The organism is Nostoc sp. (assembly GCF_036918015.1).
Lineage (GTDB): Bacteria > Cyanobacteriota > Cyanobacteriia > Cyanobacteriales > Nostocaceae > Nostoc.
The window spans coordinates 44790-66411 of the sequence record NZ_JBALEO010000058.1 but is presented as its reverse complement, the minus strand read 5'-3'; the positions used below and the strand labels follow the sequence as shown (position 1 = coordinate 66411).

The 21622-nt window shown below is 41.2% G+C and carries 19 protein-coding genes and 1 pseudogene; 8 read left to right on the top strand and 12 right to left on the bottom strand.

The annotated features are described in order from the left end of the window. Positions 1-178: 178 nt before the first annotated feature. Positions 179-1828, bottom strand: coding sequence for a Ppx/GppA phosphatase family protein (locus V7K61_RS13375; RefSeq protein ID WP_335053756.1), 1650 nt, complete (start codon positions 1826-1828; stop codon positions 179-181). A gap of 349 nt (positions 1829-2177) precedes the next feature. Between V7K61_RS13375 and V7K61_RS13370 the strand changes: the two genes are divergently transcribed. From V7K61_RS13370 to V7K61_RS13355, 4 genes are all read left to right on the top strand, one after another. Next, on the top strand, positions 2178-3059 hold the full coding sequence (locus V7K61_RS13370) for a 4-hydroxybenzoate solanesyltransferase (RefSeq protein ID WP_335053755.1): 882 nt from the start codon (positions 2178-2180) through the stop codon (positions 3057-3059). A 296-nt stretch (positions 3060-3355) separates the two neighbouring features. After that, on the top strand, positions 3356-5110 hold the full coding sequence (locus tag V7K61_RS13365; protein WP_335053754.1) for an asparagine synthetase B family protein: 1755 nt from the start codon (positions 3356-3358) through the stop codon (positions 5108-5110). Between the two features lie 368 nt (positions 5111-5478). Next, positions 5479-6135, top strand: a complete 657-nt coding sequence (locus V7K61_RS13360; RefSeq protein ID WP_335053753.1) for a pentapeptide repeat-containing protein — start codon at positions 5479-5481, stop codon at positions 6133-6135. A 1049-nt stretch (positions 6136-7184) separates the two neighbouring features. Continuing rightward, positions 7185-7580: a hypothetical protein gene (locus tag V7K61_RS13355; RefSeq protein WP_335053752.1), complete on the top strand. Its 396-nt coding sequence runs from the start codon at positions 7185-7187 to the stop codon at positions 7578-7580. A gap of 99 nt (positions 7581-7679) precedes the next feature. On the opposite strand, the gene V7K61_RS13350 is transcribed toward V7K61_RS13355, so the two are convergent. From V7K61_RS13350 to fraC, 3 genes are all read right to left on the bottom strand, one after another. After that, the gene (locus V7K61_RS13350) at positions 7680-8459 is read right to left on the bottom strand and encodes an ABC transporter permease (RefSeq protein WP_335053751.1); all 780 of its coding nucleotides are present in this window, start codon (positions 8457-8459) and stop codon (positions 7680-7682) included. Between the two features lie 210 nt (positions 8460-8669). Beyond that, a complete protein-coding gene (gene fraD / locus V7K61_RS13345; RefSeq protein ID WP_335053750.1) occupies positions 8670-9677 on the bottom strand; it encodes a septal junction protein FraD in 1008 nt (335 codons plus the stop codon). A gap of 60 nt (positions 9678-9737) precedes the next feature. Next, positions 9738-10277, bottom strand: a complete 540-nt coding sequence (gene fraC / locus V7K61_RS13340) for a filament integrity protein FraC (protein ID WP_335053749.1) — start codon at positions 10275-10277, stop codon at positions 9738-9740. Positions 10278-10675: 398 nt separating this feature from the next. Between fraC and V7K61_RS13335 the strand changes: the two genes are divergently transcribed. Further along, a complete protein-coding gene (locus V7K61_RS13335) occupies positions 10676-11812 on the top strand; it encodes a cob(I)yrinic acid a,c-diamide adenosyltransferase (protein ID WP_069068662.1) in 1137 nt (378 codons plus the stop codon). A 65-nt stretch (positions 11813-11877) separates the two neighbouring features. Beyond that, positions 11878-12081, top strand: a pseudogene (locus tag V7K61_RS13330) (helix-turn-helix transcriptional regulator); the annotation flags it as partial. A gap of 91 nt (positions 12082-12172) precedes the next feature. Here V7K61_RS13330 and V7K61_RS13325 read toward each other — a convergent pair. The 3 genes from V7K61_RS13325 to V7K61_RS13315 form a co-directional block, all read right to left on the bottom strand. Beyond that, positions 12173-13141, bottom strand: coding sequence for a PleD family two-component system response regulator (locus V7K61_RS13325; protein WP_335053748.1), 969 nt, complete (start codon positions 13139-13141; stop codon positions 12173-12175). A gap of 76 nt (positions 13142-13217) precedes the next feature. Then, the gene (locus tag V7K61_RS13320) at positions 13218-13745 is read right to left on the bottom strand and encodes a response regulator (protein WP_335053747.1); all 528 of its coding nucleotides are present in this window, start codon (positions 13743-13745) and stop codon (positions 13218-13220) included. 528 nt (positions 13746-14273) lie between these two features. Then, positions 14274-14510 (bottom strand): hypothetical protein, encoded by a 237-nt coding sequence (locus tag V7K61_RS13315; protein ID WP_335053746.1) that lies wholly within the window; start codon positions 14508-14510, stop codon positions 14274-14276. A 622-nt stretch (positions 14511-15132) separates the two neighbouring features. Here V7K61_RS13315 and V7K61_RS13310 point away from each other — a divergent pair. Beyond that, positions 15133-16143, top strand: coding sequence for a cyanophycin synthetase (locus tag V7K61_RS13310; RefSeq protein ID WP_335053745.1), 1011 nt, complete (start codon positions 15133-15135; stop codon positions 16141-16143). 65 nt (positions 16144-16208) lie between these two features. Here V7K61_RS13310 and V7K61_RS13305 read toward each other — a convergent pair whose 3' ends face one another. Next, positions 16209-16559: a hypothetical protein gene (locus V7K61_RS13305; RefSeq protein WP_094351438.1), complete on the bottom strand. Its 351-nt coding sequence runs from the start codon at positions 16557-16559 to the stop codon at positions 16209-16211. 384 nt (positions 16560-16943) lie between these two features. On the opposite strand from V7K61_RS13305, the gene V7K61_RS13300 reads away from it, so the two are divergent. After that, positions 16944-17165 carry a hypothetical protein gene (locus tag V7K61_RS13300; protein ID WP_335053744.1) on the top strand — a complete coding sequence of 74 codons (222 nt, stop codon included), beginning with the start codon at positions 16944-16946 and terminating at the stop codon, positions 17163-17165. A 230-nt stretch (positions 17166-17395) separates the two neighbouring features. On the opposite strand, the gene V7K61_RS13295 is transcribed toward V7K61_RS13300, so the two are convergent. The 4 genes from V7K61_RS13295 to V7K61_RS13280 form a co-directional block, all read right to left on the bottom strand. Beyond that, entirely contained in the window at positions 17396-17875 is a 480-nt protein-coding gene (locus V7K61_RS13295; RefSeq protein ID WP_335053743.1) for a YbjN domain-containing protein, read from the bottom strand. Positions 17876-18038: 163 nt separating this feature from the next. Then, positions 18039-18896, bottom strand: coding sequence for a nitrate ABC transporter ATP-binding protein (locus V7K61_RS13290; RefSeq protein WP_335053742.1), 858 nt, complete (start codon positions 18894-18896; stop codon positions 18039-18041). Positions 18897-19059: 163 nt separating this feature from the next. Continuing rightward, on the bottom strand, positions 19060-19452 hold the full coding sequence (locus tag V7K61_RS13285) for a hypothetical protein (protein ID WP_335053741.1): 393 nt from the start codon (positions 19450-19452) through the stop codon (positions 19060-19062). A gap of 84 nt (positions 19453-19536) precedes the next feature. Continuing rightward, positions 19537-21537, bottom strand: a complete 2001-nt coding sequence (locus V7K61_RS13280; RefSeq protein ID WP_335053740.1) for an ABC transporter ATP-binding/substrate-binding protein — start codon at positions 21535-21537, stop codon at positions 19537-19539. Positions 21538-21622 lie beyond the last annotated feature (85 nt).

The window sequence follows — 21622 nt, the reverse complement described above, 5'->3', positions numbered from 1 at the left end:
CCTCCCCGCAAGCAAGGAGGGGGCTAAGATGTACCTCATGTGATTAGGAAACGCTATAAACATAAGGGATCTGCGGGTTAATAGTGTCCCAACCAGGCAGGTTTATTGGTACTTTATTTTCATGCAAGTCCCTAAGCTATGTGCAGGTGCGTTACACTGCGTTAACGCACCCTAATTTCTAAGACAAGTTAGGAATACTGGACTTTTCTAAACTCGCTACTAATTTCACTCCAAATTCTTCCTCAAACACTCCTTTTTTATAATTTAAGCTCCAAAGTTCTAAATCACAATCATCATCCAATTGAGTTGGGAAAATTAGCAGATTGACCTGATTAAGTTGTGGATAATACTCACATTGTACTTGAGCAACTGCACCAATTTGTCGTCTATCTAATGCTACTGCCAATCTTAAAATTGCACTTAATTGACTAACAATTTGTCGCTGTTGTTTAGTCAGCAAACTCTGGTAGTTTTCATGTTTTTTCTTGGGCGGCGATTTGCGATGATAACGCGCTAAATTGGCAATAATTTCAATCTCAGTTTCTGTATAACCGAGTAATTCACCATTGCGAATTAAATAGTAAGAGTGCTTGTGGTGAGACGAATGGCTGATATAGTGACCGCAATTGTGTAATATTGCCGCTGCCCACAGCATTTGTCGCTCGTCAGTTCCCCAATGATGTAGAGTACCTTGAGTTTGGTCAAATAAACTCTCGGCAAATTTTGCCACGCGATCGCTGTATTCTAAGTTGATGTGGTATTTGTCCGCCAGTTTGAGAACATTCCGTTCCCGAACTGAACTTTGGTAGCGCAGCTTATCTTCAATTAAACCGTGGGTTAGCATCCAGTCTACAATTACGCCTTCTCTCAAAGAACGCTCACAAACTGTTACCGATTCACTACCCAAAAGGGTCATTGCTTCCTGTAATATGACTGCGCCAGCGAGGATAACTTCAGGGCGCTTCTCTGGCATACCAGGAATCTCAGCCCTTTCGGAATTACTCAGTTTCCGCAAGCGATTTACCAACTCTTGTAAGTCTTGAAGACTAAACTGGTAGCCGTTAAGAGTCGAAGGAATAACACCCGACTTTTCTCGTGCATGAATCATTGCCAGGGTTTCAATTGTGCCCGCCGTACCCACCAAACGCGGAGATTCCCCAGACTCTAGGTTGGCTAAGATTTCTTCTACAGAACGTTCCAACATCCCGCGTGCATAAGCTTGCAGATACTGGAACTCAGTGTTGCTGATGGGATCGGTAGTGATTAACTCGCTAGTGAGTCGCACTGCACCAACTTTGGTACTGGTGAGAGTGCGGGCTTGCTGACTATCGCCTAAAATTAATTCTGTGGAACCACCGCCAATATCAATAATCATGTGGGGCTGGTTGTTAAATTCCATCCCCGACAGCACGCCAAGATAGATGCGCCGCGCTTCTTCTTGACCAGAAATCAAGTTAACGCTTAAACCCAACTCCGTTTCTATTGTGTGCAAAAAATCTTTACCATTAGGTGCTTCTCGCACAGCACTAGTTGCCACAGCAATGATTGTTTCAGCGTTGATAGTTTTGGCAACTTCTTGAAAGCGTCCTAAAGCAGCGATCGCCTTTTCAATTATCTCTGGCTTGAGTTCTCCAGTGGTAAGATTGCGATCGCCAAGCCTCACGGTTTCCTTTTCTCTAGCAATAATGCTAAAAGCTGGTAGTGTGGGGTCAATCTTGACTACTACCATGTGTAGAGAATTTGTTCCCAGGTCAATGGCAGCAATAATCCGATGTTGCTTAGATGGTTGAGTAGGAATACTCTCCCAGCTAGAAACTAAATTCAGCATCTAGTTTTCTCTCTCTATTAAGAAATGATGGCAAACGGTGATATGTCGGGGTAGCTAGCACTGATATTTATGACAACACACTTGCTCAGACTGAGTGCTGTTAGCGGTAGCAGGGCGTTGAGCCAGTGCTGAATATTGAGTAAATTAAAAAATACTCAGCATTCGCAACTCAGCTTGGTCGAGGGTAACTGAGCTATGTATATTCACCCTACTATTTATAACCTGAGTGACTATTTAAAAATATTTAAAGTTGCCACTTTCGGTTCTGTTTTTACAAATAACAAATAACGTTATTCTATAGATGTAAAGAAGTGTGAATTCATCTCTCTAAAGTTATTTGTTGATTTCTATGCTAACGACGCCAGAACGCCCCCAGTCACCAATTTGGCTTGTAATTATCCGGCTTTTACGCTGGCATAAACCAGAAGGGCGGTTAATTTTAATGATTCCTGCCCTTTGGGCTGTGTTTTTGGCAGCTTCAGGAAAACCGCCTTTACCTCTGGTTGGTGTGATTATATTGGGTACTCTGGCCACGAGTGCGGCGGGGTGTGTTGTCAACGATTTGTGGGATCGGGATATCGATCCAGAAGTGGAAAGAACACGCGATCGCCCCCTCGCTTCTCGCGCCTTATCTGTGAAAGTTGGGATTGTAGTTGCGATCGTCTCTTTAGCGTGTGCAGCAGTTTTGGCCTTTTATCTTAACCCCCTGAGTTTCTGGTTATGCGTGGCAGCAGTGCCTGTAATTTTGCTTTATCCAGGTGCAAAGCGGGTGTTTCCCGTACCGCAACTGGTACTTTCCATCGCTTGGGGTTTTGGGGTCTTGATTAGCTGGAGTGCGGTAACGCAAAGCATTTCTCAACCAACTTGGTTGCTTTGGGGCGCGACAGTACTGTGGACATTGGGATTTGATACAGTTTACGCCATGAGCGACAAAGAAGACGATCGCCGCATTGGTGTTAATTCTAGTGCCCTATTTTTTGGTAATTATGCCCCTCTAGCTATTGGAATTTTCTTTGCTGGCACAATCTTGTTATTGTCTTGGTTAGGCATAGTTATACATCTGCACTTAGCCTTTTGGATTAGCCTTGCAGTTGCCACTATCGCATGGGTTTGGCAGTCTCTGCGATTAAGAGAGCGATACTTACCTAATTCTGCTTATGGTGAGATGTTCCGGCAAAATGTGTGGATTGGTTTTATTTTACTTGCTGGGATGATTGCTGGATCTTTATAAGGAGTAAATTGGATTTACCCCCCTTAATCCCCCCTTGTAAAGGGGGGAAACAAATATCCGGTTCTCCCCCTTGACAAACTACGGTGTACACACAAGTCTGAAATAGTTGATGAACCAGGGTTTTACCCCACCCTAACCCTCCCCGTATGTATTGGGGAGGGAACTAGATTTCCGGTCTCCCCCCAATACATCGGGGGGATTAAGGGGGGTAATTCGACTTATGTGTACACCGTAGCCTCGCTTGCTCTTAGGTGATTGGATATAGGATTCTTACTAATATGCCTTGAAAATTTCCCATGCTATTTGATGCGTTTAAAAATCGTAAATCTCCTAAAATCGAATTCATCAAAACTAACCCAACCTGGCGCGTAGCTTGGGGAACAGTTGATGCAAACTATGAAAATATAGCTTGGCGAGATGAAAAAATTTCTGTAATTTTACCACCCACAACTTCGGAATTGCCGACGGAGAAATTAGCAATCAGTTCTAGAGGACGATTTGTTGTTGTTGGTGATGTTTGGTTAACTAACCAAGTGCAATTGCTGCAAAAGTTGGGAATTGAACCAGATAGCTTTCAAGGAAGTTCTTTGCAACTGGTGGCTAATCTTTGGGAACGATGGGGTAATGAAAGTCTTAGCCAACTTGTGGGGATGTTTGCGCTAGTTGTTTGGGATAGAGAGAAACAGGTGTTGAGATTGATTCGCGATCGCATCGGTGTTCGTACTCTCTATTACACTACCACTGGTTCAGTTCGTTGGATTGCGCCTCAACTGAGAACTTTAGCATCCCATCGTTCATCCGATTTAGATTTGGTGGCGTTGCGAGATTATCTTTGTTGTGCCTTTGTTCCCGGCGAACGAACCCTTTGGGAACAGGTGCGGGAACTCCGACCTGGAACCGTTTTAGAATTTCCCGACCACAAAGTTACAGCTTATTGGCAACTTCAAGAACAGATTGTAGCAATAGATCAACCCTTAGCATGGCATGGCGATCGCTTGCGAGAACTCCTAGAGCAAGTTGTTCAAGAATATTTACCACCAGCAGATGAACCCGTTGGCGTTTTTCTTTCTGGTGGTTTGGACTCTAGCAGTATCACTGCTTTAGTAGCAAAATTCCACAAAGCACCAGTCCACACCTTTTCGATTCATTTTGGTTCGGAATGTCCCAATGAGTTAGAATTTTCCAGTCTCGTTGCATCCCATTGTCAGACGCAGCACCACATTTTAGAAATTACTTTTAAGGATATGTGGGCACGCCTGCCGGAAACAATGGCTTATTTAGATGACCCCATTGGCGACCCACTGACTGTTCCCAACCTGTTGCTGGGACGACTGGCGAGAGAAAGCGTAGAAGTAGTTTTAAATGGTGAAGGTGGCGACCCTTGTTTTGGCGGGCCAAAAAATCAGCCGATGCTAATTAATAGTTTATATGGCTCTGTCACCAATCAGGATGCATTGCAAGCTTATTTAATCTCCTTTCAAAAGTGCGCTGTTGATTTACCGCAACTTTTAAAACCAGAAGTTTGGACAGCAGTACAAACAGCACCTTGGGTTTTTGCTGAAGATTTATATTCTCAAGCTAGCTATCTGAATCGTTTGATGGCAATGAATATCAAATTTAAAGGCGCTGACCAAATTCTGACCAAAGTTAGTAACTTGACTCAAGCTGCTCTTTTGCAAGGTCGTTCTCCTCTGTTTGACCAACGAGTAGTAGAGTTAAGCATGGAGATACCTCCAGAGTATAAGCTTTCTGGAGTGGAAGAAAAAGCAGTTTTAAAGCAAGCGATCGCAGATATTTTACCAGACACAATTATTCATCGTCCCAAAAGTGGCATGATGGTACCGGTGCAGTTAGGATTTCGGAAATATTGGCAGCAAGAAGCCAGAGATTTATTGCTAAATCGGAATGCAGCTATCACTCCTTACTTAAACCAGTTGCCAATTCGTAATTGGTTAAACTATCAAGGAGATACTTGGAGTCGGTATGGAGTAAAGCTGTGGTTGCTTGCTAGTTTAGAAATTTGGTTACAAGTAAATCAAAAAGCGCAGTAGTGAAAGCAACAAAAAGATACGCCATTAATATTACTTATGGTAATTTTGAATTTGGAGTCAGCAACATGATTCTTGTTATATGAATATTTCCTGACTTATGTCAGCATTTTTTGTTTTAAAAACCACTGAAAAAACGCATTTTCAAGTGATTGCCGATTTTCTTTTAATTTATTTTTGATTATTTACTGAGCTAATCTCCGTTTGCGGTGTACTCTCAATATACGGTAACTACCAATACTTCTCGGTTAAGGGTAAAGAAAAAACCTTTAACCAAAACCCGATTCCGAATTAAAAATGCCTAACCGAGAAGTATTGCGGTAACTAACACACTCAACCTTTGAGATCAATTACACCCAGAGGTGAATACCATGAACAATTATGCTCAACAACAGGAATTTATTTTAAGTCAAATCACAAATAAATATTTTCAGCGCCGAGATTTCAGTGGATGCGACTTTAGGGGAATCGATCTGAAAGGAATTGATTTAAGTGGTATTAACTTAATTGGAGCAGATTTGCGGGGTGCAAATTTGTCTGGCTGTGTTCTAACTCGTGCTAATTTAAGTGGCGCAAATTTGATGCAAGCTAGCTTACGTGATGCTAATTTGTATGAAGCATCTTTGTGTGAAGCCAATTTGACTAATGCTGATTTAACGAGAGCAAATTTGTGCGGAACTTTCTTATGGCGGGTTAAATTTACAGGTAGTAATCTTTGGGGCGCTTCTTTATGTGATGTGGATTTGAGAGAAGCAGACTTAAGTGAAGCCAAATTAATTGAAGCATCGCTGATTGAAGCTAACTTAAGTTTTGCAAATCTCACACGAGCAAAGCTATGTGGAGCAAAATTACTAGAAGCTAATTTGACTGAGGCTAACTTAACTAGTGCAGATTTGACATGGGCAAATTTAACTAAAGCAAACTTGAGTAAGGCAAACCTTTGGAAGACAAATTTAATTTATGCGAAGTTGCGAGATACAATTATGCCTGATGGCACAATTGAGCAACCTCAGATAGTTATTTATTAGCTAGAGTTAGCCTTGTAAAGAGATAATTTTTTGATTTGGTTCCCATGCATAGCATGGGAATACCTATATAGTCATCCTGTCTATCAAATGCCAGAACAGAAACCAAAGATTTTTTCCTTCTTTATATATAGGAATCCGATTTGATTTATGAAAAAATCTAAGTATGCGTAGGGTGTGTTATCGCGTAGCGTAACGCACCAAAGCCTTCGGATGGTGCGTTAGCCAGAGGCATAACGCACCCTACGTATATTTCAAAAATCAAATATGAGTCCTATATGTTTTTTTAGAGACTTTTAGTTCTGTTTTCTCTATAACTACCGTGTATACACAAGTCTGAAATAGCTGATTAACCAGGGTTTTACCCCACCCTAACCCTCCCCTTATAAAGGGGAGGGAACTGGATTTCTGGTTTCCACCCCAATACATCGGGGGGATTAAGGGGGGTAAGTTTCTGATGAATCGCTTGCTGTTCGTCAAGAGAATGCGATCGCACTTGTGATTATCTTACTATGCGATCGCTCTAAAAGTAAAAGTGTCAGGGGGCGATCGCTCTGAACTTGATATTACCTATAGGTTAACAACTATAAGTACTATTTAAGTCGTACTTCATACAACTTAAACAGTACTTATTAATAGTGAAGCTGTAGTTATAGACGCTCATTATCTAATAAGTAAACTTGAAGCCTTAATTAATAGAGCTTAAAAATTAACTATAAGGATTACTTATCATATAAGTAATCTTTAAGCTGTAGTTAATACGACTTATTCTGTGATTATGAATGCTCAAGCTGTAATTAACATAGCTTTTTCTGTAGTTATAAATGCTTAAGCTGTAGTTCACACAGTTTCTTCTGAATTTAACACAGCTTCTTTTGTAGTTATGAATGCTCAAACTGGAATTAAGATTAGATAAACACTTTAAATAAATTAAGAGAATTTACGAGTATCTATTTCATAAAAAGTATCATTATTTTTGTGGATTTTGCTGAACCAGAATATATTTTTAATAGGGCATAGTAACTATATAAATATTACCAGTAACTAAATTTATGTCTTTGAGAAAACGTACATCCCGCGTTCTAGAAAATGCTGAGTTAAGATTTGCTGGACTCAAAGCAATTGATGTCAATCTGGATCTTGGAGAGACTTGTAATTTAAAAATGCTGACAGAACTAATTGAGCAATTACGCGGCAAGTTAGAAGCTCATAATACTGCTCTCAGCACGATTGACTCTTCCAAAGTAGAAATTGACAAGTTAGAACAAACCTTGGGTACTTTCTCCGAAAAAATGCTCATGGGAATCGGCTTTAAATACGGCAAAGATAGCCGCGAATATGAGATGGCTGGTGGAGTTCGCAAAAGTGAACGTATCCGTAAAAGCAGAGCGACTCGCTTGAAAACTATTGCACAAAAAGCATCTAGCCAAGGTACTCAACCCTTGTAGATGTGTAGTACAGTTCAGCAGAGGCAGGGGGGACAAGGTGACAAAAATTAGAATTTACAACAAGTCTTTCCACTTGTACTCTCCCCCCATGCCCGATACCTAAAATTCGCGTTGTGAAAAGATTAGAATAGCGATCGCTAACAACATGGCACTATAAAGTAAGCCATAACCAGCATTCATAATCAGTGCAGTGGTGTCAGGTAGTGCTTGCAGACCATATACGGCATCATTTTTCAAATCTAATCGAGATAAATCTGGCAAGAAAAGAAACAAAGCTTGAGTTAGACGTTCCATACCAGGGTTACGGCTAAGACGACCAAGTTGTACTAAATCTTGAGTAATATTTCCGATTAAATATACCGCAAAGGTTAAAACAGTCGCTAGCAGAGAAGCAGTAAAAACACCGAAGGTAATAGCCACGGCAGTAATTAATGACAACTGCAAAAATAAGAACATTGCAGCAATTAGAATGCTTGCTGTCGGATGAGGAATATTGCCAATTTGCAGAAATACCAGATAAATTGCTGTCATTGTAGCGACAAGCACAGCTAGAACTGCGGATAAACCCAAGTATTTGCCGACGATAATTTCGCTGCGACTAACAGGTTTAGCAATTAATACTAAAATAGTGCGTTTTTCAATTTCTTTATTAATTAGTCCCGTACCAATAAATATCGTAATAATTAACCCGATGGCATTCATCGCCGCCATCCCAAAGTCTAAAAACATTTTATCTTCAGCCGTAGCTGCAAATTCAGGAAGGACGCGGAAAGCAGTGGCGAGTACTAGCGCATAAAAACCAATAATATATAGAATGCGATCGCGTACCACTTCCTGAAATACATTCTTTGCCAATACAAAAATTCTGTTAATAGTCATTTGTCATTTGTCATTGGTCATTTGTCATTGGTCATTGGTCATTGGTCATTGAGAAGAGGCAAAGGGTAAAAAGGTAATTTTATTATTCTTCCCTCTGCCCCTCTGCTCCCCTGCCCCTCTGCTCCCCTGCTCCCCTGCTCCCCTGCTCCCCTGCCCCTCTGCTCCCCTGCCCCTCTGCCCCCCTGCCCCTCTGCCCCTCTGCCCCACTCCTCACTGCTGCGGAGGCGGTGAACCAGGAATTAATTTACTGGCGCGATCGCATTCAATTTCTGCAACTGTAATCTTATTCTCTGGATTAGTAGCTGCTGCAACTGGTTCAATGCGACAAGATTTTTTTAAGTAATAGCCTCGTGGGTTAGAACTCGGGCCTATCCAAATACTTAATAAATCTAATATATATCCAGACTTCGTATTAGTTACACGCGGTTCAACGCGCCATAGTTCCTTCTCTTCATATTTACTCAGGTTCTTTTTAATGATTTCCCTACCCAGATTTCCTACCCGTTGTTTCGCATCTAGCAACCATTTCTCTACTTCTGACCAAGGTCTTTCAGCTATTTGTTCTACTACGATTGGTTGAAGTTTTTCTAGAATTACAAGGCCATTTTGGGGAATTTTTACTGCTGCTTCGGTTCTGACAATAAAGGTACTATGTTTAAAAGTATCTGCTTGCAAACTCGGATATTGTCGTAACCAATTATCCGTCACAAAGTGAAACTGAATCCAGCAACTTAGCAGCATACTACTAGCAACTAAAATTATGATTCTTTGGCGGTCTTGTGGCTTAGGAATGCGAGCTTTTGCGTCGGTATCATTTCCTTCAATAAACTCTGGTATTGCGGTAATTAGTGCTGAAATTGTTGGCCAAAAAACGATTGTTCTTGGTGTAATTACATCTCGTTGATCTCCAAATGCAAAAACACTCACTAAGAATCCAGTGATTACTGCCCCGACTGGCATAAAAGTCCCAGGAACCCTCAAAGGATCTTCAGTTGTATACCAAGCTGTACCAGCAATTAAAAATAACCAACCGAAAAAGGCAATTATATCTTTGATATAACCTGTGGCAAAATATGAGAGTAGCCAAGAAAAAACACTCATATAAATAAACGTCTGCCAAGAATAAGCTTTGGGTGGAACTAATAATTTTCTAATTCCTGCATAAAGCCCTTCAGCAAATTTAAAAACCCCAAAAACATCTTTTAGTAGCGTATTCATATTCCTCCCTAAACCCGATAAATCAATAATGTTCCTCTAAAATAAACAAGTAATTTCTTGCTATTTTGAACGAAATAATAAAATAATGGTTATTGCACTATAGCTCAGAGAATTTGCTATTAGTATAGTAGTAACTAAATTAGTATTTTGGAAATTAAGGGTGCTAAAACGACGCCGTTGCAAGCGCTGGGATGTTTTAGGTTCCTCTTCTTTTTTCGCAAATGATTCATTTAATGAGAATAACAAGACTCTTAAAATGAAAAATTTCATCAAAAAGGTAGCAAAAAAAATTATACAAGCAGTTAAAATAATTAAAGGTTGTGTGTTCGGCGATTTAAAATTATTAAAAAACATATAGTTAATTAATTCTGATTTAACCTGTATTGGCAACATTGGTTCTGAGACAAAAAATATGAACCAACCAATTACACTGGAAAACAGATTGATAGAAATTGCATAAAAAGTACTGGTTTTTTTGTCAAATTTTAGTCGAGAATGCAAAACATAAGCTTCGATGGGGATGGCAATTAGTACAAATAAAAAGTCAAACAGAAATCCACCAATGGGAAAAATCCTGGGAAGCATCCAATTGTCAGGCATAAATGGTTACGGGTAAGGGTGAACTGTAGTGAGTATAACTGGGATAGTAAGGGTGATGGGGGAAATTATCCCATTGTTCTTGTCCTTTACTATGCGGGTGTGCCAGTATTCCTCTATTGATATTGTTAATAGATCGAACTGACCCTTGTACAGTCGCATTACCTGGATTTCTCACAAGTTAGAAATCCAAGGGGTGTGGGAGGTGTGGGAGGTGTGGGAGGATGGGGAAGAAGTCTTACCCCCCACACTCCCCACACTCCCCACACTCCCCACACTCCTCTTCCCCTGAAGCCTACACTATGCGTGAGAAATCCGGGATTAGAGGCGTAGTTTCTCTATCTGAGAGTACAAGAGGTTAGGTAAGATTAAAGACTGCCATAGTTATAGCTTTTCAAGAGATGACAAGAAACGGTATTGGGATTAGGACGGCGCAAGTGCGTCAAGAACGGCTTATTGGTCAAATTCACGTCTACGATGGTCTGGGTAAAGGTAAATCTCAAGCGGCTTTGGGGGTGGTTTTGCGCTCTATTGGCTTGGGAATAAATACGCCTAGCAATTCTAATCGTGTTTTACTGCTGCGGTTTTTAAAAGGGCCAGAACGTGATTATGACGAAGATGGCGCGATCGCAGCTTTGCAACGCGGGTTTCCCCATTTAATTGACCAAGTTCGTACCGGGAGAGCCGAATTTTTTGGCCCAGAGGAAATTACCACCTTTGACCGAGATGAAGCAATGCGGGGTTGGGATGTGGCTAAAGGTGCGATCGCTAGTGGTTTATATTCAGTTGTCGTCTTAGATGAAATTAACCCAGTTCTGGATTTGGGTTTGCTACCAGTGGATGAAGTGGTAAAGACATTAAAATCCAAACCCCAAGAGTTAGAAATCATTGCTACCGGACGCGCCGCACCCCAAAAGTTGCTCGATATTGCAGATTTGCACTCAGAAATGAAACCTCATCACCACCCAACAGCCAAAGCTCTCTTTCTGGAAGGGATTGAAATTTATACTGGTGCTGGTAAAGGTAAATCTACTAGTGCTTTGGGTAAAGCCTTACAGGCAATTGGTAGAGGAATTAATCATCCAGGGTCTACCCGTGTATTGATTATGCAGTGGCTTAAAGGTGGTAGCGGTTACACAGAAGACGCCGCGATCGCCGCTTTGCAGCAGTCATATCCAGAAGTGGTGGATCATCAGCGTTGCGGTGGAGATGCGATCGTCTGGCGAAATTCCCGACAAGAATTAGATTATGTAGAAGCCGAACGAGGTTGGGAAATTGCCAAAGTTGCGATCGCCTCTGGGTTGTATAAAACTATTATTCTCGATGAACTCAATCCCACTGTTGACTTAGAACTACTCCCCGTTGAACCCATTGTTCAAGCTTTACTCCGCAAACCCCGCGACACCGAAATTATTATCACTGGCCGTTGCCAAAATCCACCTGCATACTTCGACTTGGCTAGCGTCCACTCAGAGGTTTATTGCCACAAACACTATGCTAATCAAGGTGTAGAACTTAAACGAGGTGTAGATTTTTAGGAATTGCTGATTAATTGATTGGTCAAAAGTTACTGCTGTTTGTATTGTTTTCATTGGAGATTACCATGATTGAGACAACCCGTACCTTTACTCCAGATTGGGTATCTCCTCCCGGTGATACTATCGCTGATATATTAGAAGAGCGTGATTGGACACAAGTACAGTTAGCAGAGCGATTAGGCTACACTACGAAACATATAAGCCTACTTATCAATGGCAAAGCACCCATCAATGAAGAAACAGCTTTAAAGCTAGAACGAGTTTTAGGGAGTACAACAGCATTTTGGCTAAATCGCGAAGCCCAATATCGCGCCGGTTTAGTACGGATAGAAGAAGAAAACCGCTTAAAGGAATGGACAACTAGCAGGAATTTTTACTTCTGGGTAGTAAAATATTTTGCACAAAGCGATCGCGTCCTGCTGCCTTTGCTTTATACAACGCCCGATCCGCTGCGGCAATCATTTCTTCTAAGTCAGAATCTGGCTGAGGAATTTCTGTCGTAAACCCAACACTAATAGTTACATGAGAACTAACTTGGGAATTTTGATGGGGAATCGCTAGTCCTCGGACAGCATGACAAATTTTTTCGGCAACATGAATCGCCCCCTCCGTGTCTGTGTTAGGTAAAATCACAGCAAATTCTTCCCCACCATAACGGGCAACTAAATCTCCGGGACGTTTAATCATATCTTTGATCGCTTGAGCAATTTTCTGAAGACAGCGATCGCCTACCCGATGACCATAGGTATCATTATATAATTTGAAGAAATCAACGTCGCAAAGAATCAGAGAAAGCGGACGTTGCTCGCGTTTTAGGCGCTGCCACTCTTGGGAAAAATACTCTTCAAACCGTCGGCGATTCGCTATTTGAGTTAATCCATCGATAGTAACTAATCGCTGCAATTCCAGATTCACAGCTTCCAGTTTTTGCTGTAACTGAGATTGCTGAATCAAGCGTTTTACCCGTTGTCGCAAAACTGGCCAGTGAATTGGTTTCGTAACAAAATCCATTGCGCCCACTGCAAATGCACGGTCAACTGACTCTTGATCTTCAAGTCCTGTAATCATTAAAACTGGAGTATGCTTGTTAGAATCCAGAAGCTCCAACTGAGTGCAACACTCGAATCCATCCATATCCGGCATTATGGCATCAAGGAGTACTATATCAGGGTGCAATTGGTTAAAAACACTTATTGCCTCTATGCCATTTTGAGCTTCCGCTATTTGATAGCCTTCCCGCTCTAAGAAATGCCGCAATATCAGGCGAATAAAAGGTTCATCATCAACAATTAAAACTAAACATTGGCTTTCTTGAGCAGTGGCTTTCATGGTACTTCCTTCGCAAGTTCTTTTTCTAAGGCAGTTTTAATTTGTTCATATTCTTGATACAGTAGTGAAAGTAATTCTAGATTGTTTTGTTACTGCTGCGTACCTGTGCTTCTAACACCTTGCAAAGCTGCGCCAAGGCGATCGCTCCAATAGAAGCACTGCTGGACTTGAGTTTGTGTGCTATCTGCCATATAGTCTGGATATCCTGAGTTGCGATCGCTGTGCTGATATGTTGCACTAGTCTAGCTGTCTCTGTAAGATAATACTCAATCAGTTCATCAAATGCCACACGATCTCCTCTAAGCATAAGCTGCAAGGATTGGAGGATTTTGGCATCAATTTTGGCACTTTTTAATGTCTGGTTTTGCCCTGACTGTAAGAGATTTGACGAAGGTTGCAATTCTAGGCGCATCACTTCCCCTTGTTGTTTGATAGAAGTGAATTCAGAATTTCTTTGGGGTGGACATTTGCTGAGTGCCTGAACTAACTCTTGCAGTTGAATGGGTTTGCTAATGTAGTCATCCATACCAGCGGCAAGACAAAGTTGGCGATCGCCCTGCATAGCATTGGCAGTTATAGCGATGATATGGGGACGAAAACCCACCTCCCATTCTTGACAGATTCTCCGAGTTGCTTCAAGCCCATTGCTGACGACATCTGCAAAGAGTGCCGCCCATCTCTTACTAAGCCGCTTACTAATGGCCTAACAAGTTGTTTTGAGCAACTTATCTGGTTCATTGAGATGGAAGAAGGTGCTACAAATCAAAAGATCCCCAACTGTTTGAAGTAAGTTGGGGATCTAAGCCTCTCGTTAGAGAGCAAATTAAATATAGTGGTTCACGCAAATTTTAAGTAGACTACGCCCGCGATCGCAACAAAAGGGTAATGGAGATTAAAAACCAATACAGTCCAGATAAACCCAAAACCAGATTGTAGAGACGCGATTTATCGCGTCTTGATTTATCGCGTCTTGATTTATCGCGTCTTGATTTATCGCGTCTTGATTTATCACGTCTTGATTTATCGCGTCTTGATTTATCACGTCTTGAAGACCAATTATCTACACCAATAACCTTTAACCCAAGCGTATTGGATGAAAAACAAGGGTTAATGCCATTCGCTTGTACTTACTTTAAATTACAGCTTCTTGGCGTTGACAATCAAAAACAACCATGTAGGAAGCATTTGGTATTTCTTGAGGAAGGTGCCGCATATAGCCATCGGCATCAGAACGGCTGCGAAAGCGAGCAACAATCTCCCGTTGCGTATTAGGAAGTAGACGAGCGATCGCCCAAGAATTGAGGCGTTCTTTATACGCAATAGTGTGATTGTCTGATTGAGAAGTTTTCTTATCCGTATTTTCTGGCATAATTATGTTAACCGTATGAAGTTTAATGAAGGGCGTTAATTAGTTTCTAGGTAGGAATGCACTAACGCTTTTTTTAATGCTGCTGCCACCTTGTTATTCGATTATTAATAAATTGTCAACACTGAGCGCTATATTTTAGACCAATTAAGTTGTAATTTTCAGGTACAAATGAATCTCAAAGCCTTAACTTGCAATTGTTTCCAGGAAACAACTATGTTCAAGCAAAAAGTTTGGCAATTATTGGGTTTGCATGATTTATATGCATACACATAAGTAAAGTCCACATCAGTGGTAAAACAAACATTAATGTCTGAAAACATACTATTTATAAGCTGAAGAGAAAATGAATAATAATGTACGTAGAATTAATCAGCACGTACACAGTCTTAATTTTTCTATAGTGCGATCAGTAAAGCTACATTGCAGGCATTTACATTTTTTATAGTTAGTTGAGAATAATTAAACTTTCATAGTTGATTGAAATATTCAAAAATGAATTTTTCTTTAGCTTTTGACTAGAGCTTTAGGGACGAGACATGATGCAATTGTTTAAATTAAAAATTCTTGACTAATTGTCACAAAATAGTTAAAATCTTCTCGGCAAAATTATAGTTTATCGATAATGAAAATACCATTTGTAACATCAATAATTCAAAAAGTAGCAGAGGAAATAGGAGCAGTAGTTTTAGTAGACCCAGAATGCAGCTTTATGGGACTGATTACATTTAAAAACGGCAATAAAACCTTTTTTCGTAGTGCTAGGTTTAGTATTAATTCTTCTGGTTCAGTAGCGATCGCTAAAGACAAAGGAGTTTCAAACTTTTTTTTAAATAAATTTGGCTATAAAGTTACTGAAGGAAAAACATTTTTTAGTGACGAATTATGCGAAGAGATAACTAATCCTAGAAATATAGATGCAGGATTTTATTATGCTAAGGAGTTGGGATTTCCTGTAATTGTCAAGCCGATTAATCTTAGTCAAGGAATGTTTGTCACCAAGGTTCACAATAAGCAAGAATATTATCAAGTCGCTAAGAAAATCTTGCAAAAAATCTCAGGATTTATTGTTGAGCGGTTCTATAGTGGCAATGATTATAGAATTGTAGTACTTGATGATAAAGTCGTTTCGGCATATCAAAGAATCCCCTTATTTATCATCGGAGATGGTCAATCTACTGTTTTGCAACTTATGCAACAGAAGCAAGAAACTTTTATCAAAAATGGTAGAAAAGAAATTATAGATTTTGAAGATTACAGAATCAAAAAAAACTTGCGAAGACGGAAGCTAAATTTTAGTAATGTTATACCTAATAATAATATAGTCTACCTTTTAGATAATGCAAATTTATCAACTGGAGGTGAGGCAATAGACTTCACTGACAATATCCATCCTGATTTTAAAAAATTAGCAGTAAATATTACAAAAGATATGGAATTGAGATTAGCAGGTGTGGATATTCTTGCTAGTGATATAACGTCACCAATGGAAGATTATACAATTATTGAAGTAAATGGCGCTCCTAGCTTAACTCACTATGCATCATTTGGTGAAGTTCAGACGAAAAGAGTCGAAAATTTATATCTCCAAGTTCTCAAAGTACTTGAAAACGAGAATAACAGAGTAAATTATTGATTTTGACTGGAGGCGAAGCAGGGATTGCTCCCCTCCTGAACTATTTTTCAATTTTACCTATCTCTTCACCAATCCTTATCTAGTAGGGATTCAAATTCAGCTTGTAAGGCGTTTATATCCGCCAACCTTGTGACTAGTAAGTTATCTTTACCAGCATCATTTAAACGTACTTTCCAATAACGAATACTGTCTGAGTTATTCAACCAAAACTTAATCACCGTATCTACTACTTGATCCAGATTCCAATCCCACTTTGCTGGAACTGATTCCACCGATTCTAAAAACGTATCTAGCGTACACCTATGCATTCCCAAGTATTCCACACCTTGGTGGGGTGGTTTTTGCCCATTTTGCTGTTGCTGATTAAAAAACTGCAAAAGTGGAGATATTCCTACAATATCAAAAGTGTATTTCATGCCAGTACTCTCAACTTTATATTACTTACAGGAAATATTTAGTTTTTTCTACTTCTAAAATAATATCTGGAAAGGAACTAAAGCATCTGTAAAAAGTGCAGTTTTGGTCTATATCATAGGCGTTAAATCTCAGCTACAAATTAGCACTGACAAGCATTGAGTGCTAATATTTATTTGAGAGTTTGATTGATTACTAAAAAGTTTCAGGCATTAATTCAAAGATGTATATATCTTTAATAATTATTTAATTAGTTACGTTACGGCTTGTAAAGGCTAGATCCTTTTTAAGGCTTGTGATGATAAATAAAGTGGCTGTGTAATGAAATCAGCAGCCCAACACGTATGCTAGATGCTCTCCAGTCTGCCAACCTGGATTTCTCACTTGTGAGAAATCCAAGGGGTGTGGGAGGTGTGGGAGGTGTGGGAGGTGTGGGAGGATGGGGAAGAAGTCTTACCCCCCCACACTCCCCACACTCCCCACACTCCTCTTCCCCTGATACACTATGCGTGAGAAATCCGGGCCAACCAAACCGCCTTTCTGGAGCGATCGCACCCAAATATACAGATGGGGTCAAGTCAAGGGAGTATAAATTTAAACTCACTTGACAGTGCAGTTTTAAAAGTGTCACTTACTAGACTCGCCTTTTGATTGAAGCAGTGATACTATTTATTTGTGTGAGGAGCAAGTTAAAAATAAAAAACGCCTGGGGTGGAAACACGGCAACACTCCCAGGCGTTTTTTAATTGGTACACAGAAAAAAGTCTTTGCAGATTCGCCCAAACCGGATTGCTATGCATCGGATGTAGCAATAGCCCAATCTAAAATCTAAAATTCCTTAAGTTGCACCAAATTCAGTTTGTAAGGCTTCATCGTTATTATCAGCGATCGTTGCCACAACGGTAATTAGCCGAGACACTTCGCCAGGAGATAACTCTGCTAAGGTGCGTGTGGATATTACAACCACCCGATTTTCAATAATACCGAAACGCGCTTCAAAAGTGCTGGAGCAGTTTAACTCCAAAAGATACCGCATCAATTTAGGTTCATCTTTGGCAGGTAAATTTAGCACCGCAGACCAAACTGTTATGGTGTCTTCATCGGTTGTGCCGTTGAGTTGGACAAATACTTGCACACTTCCATACTTAAATTTCCAGAGATAAGCACCCTCTGGAGTGTGGCTAACCATCGCACTATTATCTTGTTCCAAAGAATCGATGACATTTTCAATTACCTCAACATGGTTAATGCTTGTCGTCTCGGAGATTAAATCATTAACGGATTCATTACTAGTTAGGGTTTCTGGGTAGCTTGTCATACAGATTTTTTCTCAACATACTCGTTCTACACATACTTTATAACTTGTAGACGTAGTTGTAGGGGCAATTCATGAATTACCCCTATTAATTGCTCCCGCCACCATCTGGTATGGTAGCGGGAGGAACAAAGAATTATTCTGGAAAAATCAATGACGATCGCGCTTAACCTACATCATCATGAGCAAAGCGGTTAAAGAGGAAGTCTAGGGCATAGTTACGCAGTTGGTAGTATTGGGGATCTTCCATTATGCGGCTGCGATCGCGCGGACGAGAAAAAGGAATTTCCATAACTTCACCAATTTTCGCATGGGGGCCATTGGTCATCATTACCAATTTGTCTGCTAAAAATAGTGCCTCGTCGATATCGTGGGTAATCATCAGCACTGTACAACGGTTATCGCCCCAAATTTTCAGCAATTCTTCTTGTAATTCTTCTTTGGTGATGGCATCCAGCGCCCCAAAAGGTTCATCTAAAATTAAGACTTTGGGACGAATCGCCAAAGCACGGGCGATAGAAACCCGTTGTCTCATTCCGCCAGACATTTGCATTGGTTTCTTTTCCATCGCGTCCGCCAGTCCCACCATTGCTAAATGATCGCGGACGATCGCTCTTTTTTCGGCTTGTGGTTTGTTGGGATAAACGGCGTTGACAGCTAAGTAGATGTTTTCAAAAGCAGTTCGCCAAGGTAGCAATGCATAGTTTTGGAAGACAACCATCCTGTCTGGGCCTGGTTGGGTAATGGGTTCTCCTTCGAGTAACACTTGCCCGGATGTGGGAAAGTTAAAACCGGATACCATATTTAGTAGTGTCGATTTGCCGCAGCCAGAATGACCGATGACGCAAATAAACTCGCCCTGTTCGACGTTGAGGTTAACGCCGTCGAGGACGGTGAAGGGGCCTTTCTTTGTGGGATAAACTTTGGTAACGTCTTTAATTTCTAGGAAAGGTCTGCGGGTGGTAGTTGTAGTGGCGAATGGTTTTCCTAGTGTGGTTGTAGCTGTTGAGTTGCGGTTTTGCATGGTATTTGGTATTTGGGGATTAAAAAGCTTAATGTAGGCGATGTGCAACTGAATATTCTGACCTTTCTTCTTCTAAGGGCTACCGTGTATACACAAGTCTGAAATAGCTGAAAAACCCAAGGTTTTACCCCACCCTAACCCTCCCCTTGGAAAGGGGAGGGAACTAGATTTCTTTTTCCCCCCTTTCCAAGGGGGGATTAAGGGGGGTAATTCGATTTGTGTGTAGAAGGGAGACGTTAACGGAGATAAAAGGTGGATTCATCCGGTTCAAACACTCGTTAACGGAGATAAAAGGTGGATTCATCCGGTTCAAATACTCGTTAACGGAGATCAAAGGTGGATTCATCCAGTTCAAACACTCGTTAACGGAGATAAAAGGTGGATTCATCCAGTTCAAATACTCGTTAACGGAGATAAAAGGTGGATTCATCCAGTTCAAATACTCGTTAACGGAGATCAAAGGTGGATTCATCCAGTTCAAATACTCGTTAACGGAGATCAAAGGTGGATTCATCCAGTTCAAACACTCGTTAACGGAGATAAAAGGTGGATTCATCCAGTTCAAACACTCGTTAACGGAGATAAAAGGTTCGCGCGTGATGTCCTACGCCTTCCACTCCTTCTTTTTCTCGCGATTTTTTTATGAAGCAAGTCTCCTTCTTGGTGCATCAAGAACAACTTCCGCGACAGAAAAATCACGTTTAATTTTCAAGCTGTTGAGATAAGCGATCGGATCGTCGGCGTTAAAGGGAGTACCATCGAACAGTTGGATCGGTTGGCGAATATAGCTAATATCTAAACCTAATTCTCGTGCGGCGGTGCTGAAAACCCGCACTCTACACACCCGTTCCACAACTTCTACCCAATTTCTGGGGAAGGGAGTGTCACCCCAACGCGCCAATTGACTCATAATCCAAATTTGTTCGGTGCGGCTGGGGCGGTTAATGGCAGACTCAGAATAAAACTGGTGATGGGCATAGTCTTGCAACGGATGGTCTAAGTCACAGGTGAGATTATCTGGATCTTCGAGTTGAATGTATTCTAAATCAGTGCTGACGTACTCTCGCCCTGCTAAAATTTGCCGAATTTCTTGGGTATTTTCGGGATTTGCACAATATTGGCAAGCTTCTAACAAAGCTTTGGTCAAAGCAATATGCGTATTTGGATAATTTTCTGCCCAATCTTCCCGCACACCAAGAACTTTACCGGGGTGTCCCAGCCAAACTTCTAAGTCGGTAGCGATGGTAAAACCGACATTTTCCACAGCAGCGCGGTAGTTCCAAGGTTCGCCGACGCAGTACCCATCAATGCTTCCGGCTTTTAAGTCGGCTACCATCTGCGCTGGGGGAATGGTTTTCATGTCCACATCGCTATCAGGGTCGATTCCACCAGCTGCTAGCCAATAACGCAGCAGCAAGTTGTGCATCGATGCGGCGTGTACTACCCCCATTGTGTGCCGTTGTTCGCGGGTGCGAAGCAGATATCTTTTGAAATCTGATAAGGTTTGTACACCTTGGTCATAAAAGTGTTTTGCCAAGGTGATGGCGTTACCGTTGCGAGTCATGGTGAGGGCGGTGACAACGGGCAGAGGTTGGTTATTATGTCCTCCCAAAGTTAGCCACATCGGCATCCCTGAAGGCATTTGAGCCGCATCCAAATAACCACCACTGATGCCATCTTCTATACCCCGCCAGCTACTTTCCCGCACGAGGTTAACTTCATCTAAACCATGCTTGACAAAAAAGCCTTTTTCTTTAGCAACTGCTAAGGGGGCGCAAGCTGTCAGAGGTAAAAAGCCAATTTCTAGGTTAACTTTTTCTAATCCATGACGGGCAACGTCGGCAGTTTTCCGCGCCCGAATTTTCTTAATCCGTTTTTGCTGATTGAGGAAGTAAATCATCTCACTCCGCAAACTGTAGTAGCTGGGATGTTCTACTACTTCCATCCGCTTACGGGGTCTGGGAATATCCACTTCTAAAATGTCGCCGATTTTAGATTCGGGGCCGTTGGTCAGCATCACGATTCTGTCAGATAACAGCACGGCTTCATCGACATCATGTGTCACCATCACCGCAGTTACTTGATTTTCTTCGCAAATTTGCATGAGTTGTTCTTGCAAATTGCCGCGTGTGAGTGCATCCAATGCACCAAAGGGTTCATCTAGCAAGAGTAATTTGGGACGAATTGCTAAGGCGCGGGCGATCGCAACTCGCTGCTTTTGTCCACCTGATAACATTCCCGGTTGTTTGTCAGCATGGGGACGCAAACCCACCATATTTATATGTTTTTCGATAATGGCATTGCGTTCATCTGCGGGTAAACCCTTCATTACCGAGTCCACGGCGAGGGCAATATTTTCTCTTACCGTCCGCCAAGGTAATAGCGAATAATTTTGGAACACCACCATCCTGTCTGGGCCGGGTTTGGTGATTCTTTGTCCTTCGAGAGTCACAATACCTTCAGTTGGCAAATCCAAACCCGCAATCATATTTAATAGTGTGGATTTACCGCAACCGGAGTGACCAATCAAAGAAATGAATTCTCCTTTTTTAATTTGGAGGTCGATTCCTTTGAGGGCGATATATTTGCCACCACCAGTTAATTCAAAAACTTTTTCAATTTGATCGACAGCTACGAACATCTCATTTGTCCTTTGTCATTTGTCCTTTGTCATTTGTCTTTCGTCACTTGTCCTTAGTACGTGGTCATTAGTCCTTAGCTTTATT